Below are 6,469 nucleotides of genomic sequence, written 5' to 3' on the forward strand. Positions count from 1 at the left end.
GCGCACGAAAAGAAAGTTATGCCGAACACAGTCGAAATCCAATTGTAGAAAACGGCACTTTGGAAGACGACCAAAACCGTCGTGATTTTACTATCAATGCTTTGGCATTTTCTTTAAATAAAGCAAACTATGGCGATTTGGTTGACCCATTTAATGGATTAACAGATTTAGAAAACAAAATCCTTAAAACACCATTAAATCCTGATATTACCTATTCTGATGATCCGTTACGAATGATGCGTGCCATTCGTTTTGCCACCCAACTGAATTTTACTATTGAAGAAAATTCGTTGGAAGCCATTGCAGTCAATAAAGACCGCATCAAAATCATTTCGGGTGAAAGAATTGTAGATGAATTAAATAAGATTTTAGAAACTTCAAAGCCATCTATTGGTTTTTTACATTTATATAAAACTGGAATTTTAGAAATCATTCTTCCTGAACTTACAGCACTAAATAACGTAGAAGAAATTGAAGGACATACTCATAAAAACAACTTCTATCATACACTAGAGGTAGTAGATAATATTTGTCCGAATACTGATGACGTTTGGCTTCGTTGGGCTGCTTTGCTGCACGATATTGGGAAAGCACCAACCAAAAAATTCAATAAAAAACAAGGTTGGACATTTCACGGACACGAATTCCTGGGCGGAAAAATGGTAAAGAAAATCTTCGAAAGATTGCACATGCCATTGAACCAAAAAATGAAATTTGTGGCCAAAATGGTAATGCTCAGTTCCCGACCAATAGTACTTTCAGAAGATATCGTTACCGATTCGGCAGTGCGGCGTTTGGTTTTTGATGCCGGCGAAGATGTGGACAATTTGATGACTTTGTGCGAAGCAGATATTACGACCAAAAACCCAACGAAATTTAAAAAATACCACAATAATTTTGATATTGTACGTAGAAAAATAATTGAAGTCGAAGAGCGTGATCATATTCGTAATTTTCAACCTCCTATATCTGGTGAAGAAATTATGAAAATATTTGATTTAAAGCCTTCACGTGAAATTGGTGTTTTGAAAGAAGCTGTCAAAGAAGCAATTTTAGAAGGTGAAATCCCCAATGAATACCAAGCAGCATTTGATTTTGTTTTGAAACGAGCTGAAAAACTAGGATTGAAAAAAGTAACCTAATTTGAAAATTATTCTATTTTAAAATTTGAAAAGGAATTACTAGATTATTATAAATTGTACTTGGTTGAAAAAAATAAAAGCAATATAAATTTGTAGCTTAATAAAATAATACCCGACACTTAGAACAAAAAAACATGAAGAAATATTTCCCAAAATCAGCAAAAATAGCTTTAGTCCTTGTTTATCTTGTGGTTTTTGCTGGCGCTTTTGTTAGACTAACTGGTTCTGGAATGGGTTGTCCTGATTGGCCTAAATGTTTTGGTTATTATATTCCACCAACTGAAAAACAAGAATTAGTATTTACAGAAGAAAAAGAATACAACAAAGGACAAGTTATTATTAAAGAGGAAACTCTTATGGTGGCAAAAGAAGACTTTGTAGCGAAATCAACTTTTGATTCAACTGATTGGGAAAAATACACTAAACATGACTACGCCATTTTCAATCCATTACACACTTGGGTGGAATATATCAATAGATTGCTTGGCGCTTTGGCAGGAATTGCTTGTTTTTTAACTTTTATTTTTTCATTTGGCTATTGGAAAGAAAAAAGAAAACTAGTTTATATTTCATTTTTTATATGTGTTTTAATGGGTTTTCAAGCATGGCTCGGAAAAACAGTAGTCGACTCGGTATTAAATCCTTTTAAAATTACCACTCATATGTTGGCTGCTTTGTTAATCATTGCTTTCCAATTGTATCTTATTTATGAAGTTCAAAAAAAGGAAAATTCTTTTATTTTCGATACCAATTTTAACAGAATTTTGTCCCTAACCATTGGTTTGACAATTATTCAAATTCTATTAGGAACAAGTGTAAGAGAACATGTAGATACTATTTCTGAAACTGGCGCTCCAAAAATACTTTGGTTACAGAATCCAACATTGACATTCTACATTCACCGATCATTTTCGATAATTGTTCTTATTGCCAATTTTTATTTATTTTCTAGAAACAGAAAATTACAATTGCATTTTCAGAAAATAAATTGGGTCATGGTATTGATTTTTTTCGAAATACTATCTGGAATTTTAATGTACTATTTAGATTTTCCTTTCGGAACTCAAACTATACATGTAATATTGGCAACTCTGCTTTTTGGATTTCAATTTTATATGGTATTGGAATCTTATAGAAAAAAAACAATTTTATAAACTATATTTGCCGCCCGACTATATTGTCACAGTTCCTTGTTTTCTAACTTAAATGTCTAAACTTGCTACAGAAGATAAATTTTTAGATTTATCAGATTATGGAAGATCTTTTGGAAGATTATTTGCCCAACAATTACAGAATACTCGCTTTACTCCTATTCATGTTACCTTGCTTTTTGGCCTTTCTGGATTAACTGCCATTTATTGTATATTGGAAGAACAGTATTATTTAGCTGCATTTTTTATCCTATTAAAATCGGGGATTGATGCTGCCGATGGTGAATTGGCACGATTGAAAAAAACGCCTTCTTATTCAGGAAGATATTTGGATAGTGTGTTTGATATTGTACTGAATTTTATGATTTTGATGAGTATTTGTTATGTTTCTGATACAAGTATTTGGTTTACCATTTTAGCTTTTATTGGGATTCAATTGCAAGGAACTTTGTATAATTATTATTATGTGATTGTGAGAACCAAATCAGTTGGCGGTGATACTACCAGCAAAATATTTGAATACAAAACTCCAAAAGCTTTGCCAGGCGAAAGCCAAAAAACAGTCAATATTCTTTTTGGAATTTATATAATTGTTTATGGTGTTTTTGATAAAATCATTCATGCTTTAGACAAAGATGCTTACAAAGTAAAAACCTTTCCAAACTGGTTTATGACCTTACTTTCAATTTATGGCTTGGGCTTTCAATTATTAATTATTGCGGTTATGTTGCCATTGGGATTAATAGAATTCATTGTTCCTTTTTTCATAACATACACGTTGATGATTATAGCTTTGATTTGCATTCGAAAAAAAATAGTAAACTAACGATTCTTAAAATTAATATTTTAAAAATATTTAAAAAAATAGAAAACATCTTTATGCCGAATTTCTACTTGCATTGGTATTTCCAAATAAAGAGCGAGTTACTAATTTTCCGTAAATAGCTACTAATTTTTCGTCCAATTTTTGCTGTTTTTTCAATTCATTTATTTGAGAAGAAGCATATTGTTGAATAGTTAACAATGGAATAACTATTTGTTCTCTCATAGCAATAGAAGCTTTACCATCTGGATAATTTTCCATAAGTTCCTTATGACCAGCAATTTTTAATAATAGTCTTTTAGTTTCTGAAAATTCTGCAAAGATTATTTTCCAAAACTCTCCAAACTCTAAATCATCTTTCATATAGGCAGTTAATGGGAAAAAACATTTTGCCAATGACATCATACTATTTTCCAATAGTGTTCTGAAGAATAATGAATTATCGAAAAGTGTTTGTACTTCTTCCCATTGATTACTATCTTCATAATATTTTAAAGCCGTTCCTACTCCAAAGAAACCAGGAACATTTTGCTTTAATTGACTCCAAGAACTTACGAAAGGAATAGCTCTCAAATCGGCAAAATCTAATTTATCATCTGAATTTCTTTTTGATGGACGACTACCAATATTAGTTTTGGAATAATATTTCAATGTACTCATTTGCTCTAAATAGGGCAAAAACTTAGGATGATTTTTAAAACTTAGATACTTTTCATAGCCCAAATTGGCGAGTTTATCTAGAGTGTCTTTCTCATTTTGAGATAAATTATTTTCATCTTTATTAAAAATTTGATTAGCTGCACCCGCACTCAATAAATTTTCTAGGTTATAACGACAGGAGTCTAAAGTGCCAAAATTGGAACTAATAGTTTGTCCTTGAACCGTAAGCTGAATTTCTTGATTTTCTATAGTAGAGCCTAAAGAAGCATAAAATTTATGAGTTTTTCCTCCACCTCGAGCTGGTGGTCCACCTCTACCATCAAAGAATATAACCTTAATCCCATATTTTCTAGAAATTTCTGTGATAGCTTCTTTGGCTTTATAAATACTCCAATTGGCCATCAAATAGCCACCATCTTTGGTACCATCTGAAAAGCCAAGCATGACAGTTTGTTTATCTTTTCTTTGATTTAAATGATTTCTATAAACTGAATTTTTATACAATTGCTCCATTATAGTATTTGCATTTTGCAAATCGTCAACAGATTCAAACAATGGAACAAAATCAACAGTTGGATTTTCCCAATCTAATAATCGAAACATGGCAAAAGTTTCTATAACATTTAAGGCACTTTCATTATTGCTTATTATATAACGATTACAGCTATTTTCTCCATTATTTTTTTGAATAACTTTCATTAGTGCTATGGTTTCTAATGTGGAGCGCGTAATTTCATTTTCAAAAAAATGGGTTTTTAAATTAAATTTGAGATTTGATACAATTTCTATTTTGTTATCTTCAGAAAGAGTATCATAATCTTCAGGAAAAATTACTGATTTCTCTCTTTTCAAAAAAGAAACAATGTCATTAAAAACTTTGTTATGTATTCGACTGTTTTGTCTAATATCTAAAGAAGCAAAATGAAATCCAAACTGATTTATTTTTTGCAATAATAAATTGATTTCATCCAAATACAAAGATTGATGTTCCTTGATAATAATCTGTTTAATGGTGTTTAGTTGATTAATTAATTCTTCTAAAGAAATAAATAATTCACCTTGTGAATAGAAAACAGAACGATATAGTTTGAATTCTATACCGGCAATAATAGTGTCTACTTCATTAAAAGTCAATTTTCTTTTTAGATTTCTAATATCAAAATAATAACATTTTAGAATCGAAGTTCGCAATCTTTTGGCAACTTTTTCTGTAATTTCTGGAGTTACAAAAGGGTTTCCGTCTCTATCACCACCCGGCCAAAATCCTAAATTGATTATTGGATTTTCTATTATATTGCCTTCAAAAATATTCTTTTGCAAGTACTGCATCATAGTACCAATGGTTTGGTAAAAAACATTTTCAAGATACCAAACTAAACTTATTGCTTCATCAAATGGTGTTGGTTTTTCTTTTTTTATAAAAGGTGTTTTTCCTAGTTGTGCCAGTAATTGTTTAATTGTTAATAAATCATTTACACGTATGGCTTCTGTTAAATCAGTAATAATCCCAAGAACAGAACCTGGATAAAACTGTGTGGGATGTGCCGTAAGAACAGTTCGAACACTAAAATTTTCCAAAAACTCAATTAACTCTTTACGTTTATCCTTTGCCTCTGATTTTTCTTTAATATCTCTCAACGAACCTCTACCTTCTAAATTGTTTACAATAGGAAAAGCAGCATCTTCGATAGCATCAAAAAGAACAATTTGTCTTTCAACATATTGTATAAAACGAAACATTAAATCGATTTTATCTTTTTCGGAAGCTTTGTCTAAATATTTATCCGAAAAAAAATCAACAATTTGCTTTGGAGACCAATCATTTTTAAAACCATTATTACAAACCTCTGTAAACAAAGGCAATAAAACTCCTGTGTTATCAATAGCATCAAAGGGTAGTGTTATAAAAACGCTATTATAAATATTGTACTTTGATAACACATTTTGATTAAAACGTTCAATTTTTGGTAAAGTATACATGTTGAAATATTGAAATTGAAATATACAAAAAACCTCAAGTTAAAACTTGAGGTATGAAATATTTTTTTGATTTTATTAATCTAATTCTTGGAAGATTGTGTGCATCAAACGTTTTTTATCATTGATACTTTCTTCTAATGAAATCATAGTTTCAGTTCTGTAAACTCCTTCTATATCATCAATCATAAAGATAACATCTTTAGCATGTTTTGTATCTTTAGCTCTTATTTTACAAAAAACATTAAACTTACCAGTAGTTACGTGAGCAACTGTTACATAAGGAATCTCATTTATTCTTTCTAAAACAAATTTAGTTTGCGAAGTATTGTTCAAAAACACACCCACATATGCAATAAAAGAATAACCTAGTTTTTCATAATCTAATGATAATGATGAACCCATTATAATTCCTTGGTCTTCCATTTTTTTAACTCTAACATGAACAGTTCCAGCAGAAATTAAAAGTTTTTTTGCAATATCTGTGAAAGGAATTCTAGTGTTGTCAATCAACATGTCTAAGATTTGGTGGTCAATTTCATCTAATCTAAACTTACTCATAGTTTTAATTTTGTTTGCTTTTTTTATTTAAAGTGCAAAAATATATATTTTACAGTTAAAACATAATTTATTTAAACAATTTTGCTTCCATTAACAATTTTTATATTATTTCCTAAATAAAAATTAGCTTTTTGTTCAATATTCGGAAAATTATT

General features: G+C 30.0%; 5 protein-coding genes. 3 read left to right on the plus strand and 2 right to left on the minus strand.

Annotated elements, in window-relative coordinates; translation table 11 throughout:
• The 3 genes from ACOYLT_RS09650 to ACOYLT_RS09660 form a co-directional block, all read left to right on the plus strand.
• The coding region (locus ACOYLT_RS09650) for a CCA tRNA nucleotidyltransferase (protein WP_422853645.1) at positions 1 to 1,142 on the plus strand (1,142 nt) is incomplete at its 5' end.
• Between the two features lie 134 nt (positions 1,143 to 1,276).
• Positions 1,277 to 2,296 (plus strand): COX15/CtaA family protein, encoded by a 1,020-nt coding sequence (locus ACOYLT_RS09655; protein ID WP_422853646.1) that lies wholly within the window; start codon positions 1,277 to 1,279, stop codon positions 2,294 to 2,296.
• Between the two features lie 52 nt (positions 2,297 to 2,348).
• Positions 2,349 to 3,119 (plus strand): CDP-alcohol phosphatidyltransferase family protein, encoded by a 771-nt coding sequence (locus tag ACOYLT_RS09660; RefSeq protein WP_422853647.1) that lies wholly within the window; start codon positions 2,349 to 2,351, stop codon positions 3,117 to 3,119.
• Positions 3,120 to 3,170: 51 nt separating this feature from the next.
• Here ACOYLT_RS09660 and ACOYLT_RS09665 read toward each other — a convergent pair whose 3' ends face one another.
• Positions 3,171 to 5,756, minus strand: coding sequence for a phosphoenolpyruvate carboxylase (locus ACOYLT_RS09665; RefSeq protein ID WP_422853648.1), 2,586 nt, complete (start codon positions 5,754 to 5,756; stop codon positions 3,171 to 3,173).
• A 75-nt stretch (positions 5,757 to 5,831) separates the two neighbouring features.
• Positions 5,832 to 6,314 (minus strand): Lrp/AsnC family transcriptional regulator, encoded by a 483-nt coding sequence (locus ACOYLT_RS09670; protein ID WP_422853649.1) that lies wholly within the window; start codon positions 6,312 to 6,314, stop codon positions 5,832 to 5,834.
• Between the last annotated feature and the right edge of the window lie 155 nt (positions 6,315 to 6,469).

This window comes from Flavobacterium sp. (assembly GCF_049318185.1).
In the GTDB taxonomy this organism is placed as follows: Bacteria; Bacteroidota; Bacteroidia; order Flavobacteriales; family Flavobacteriaceae; genus Flavobacterium.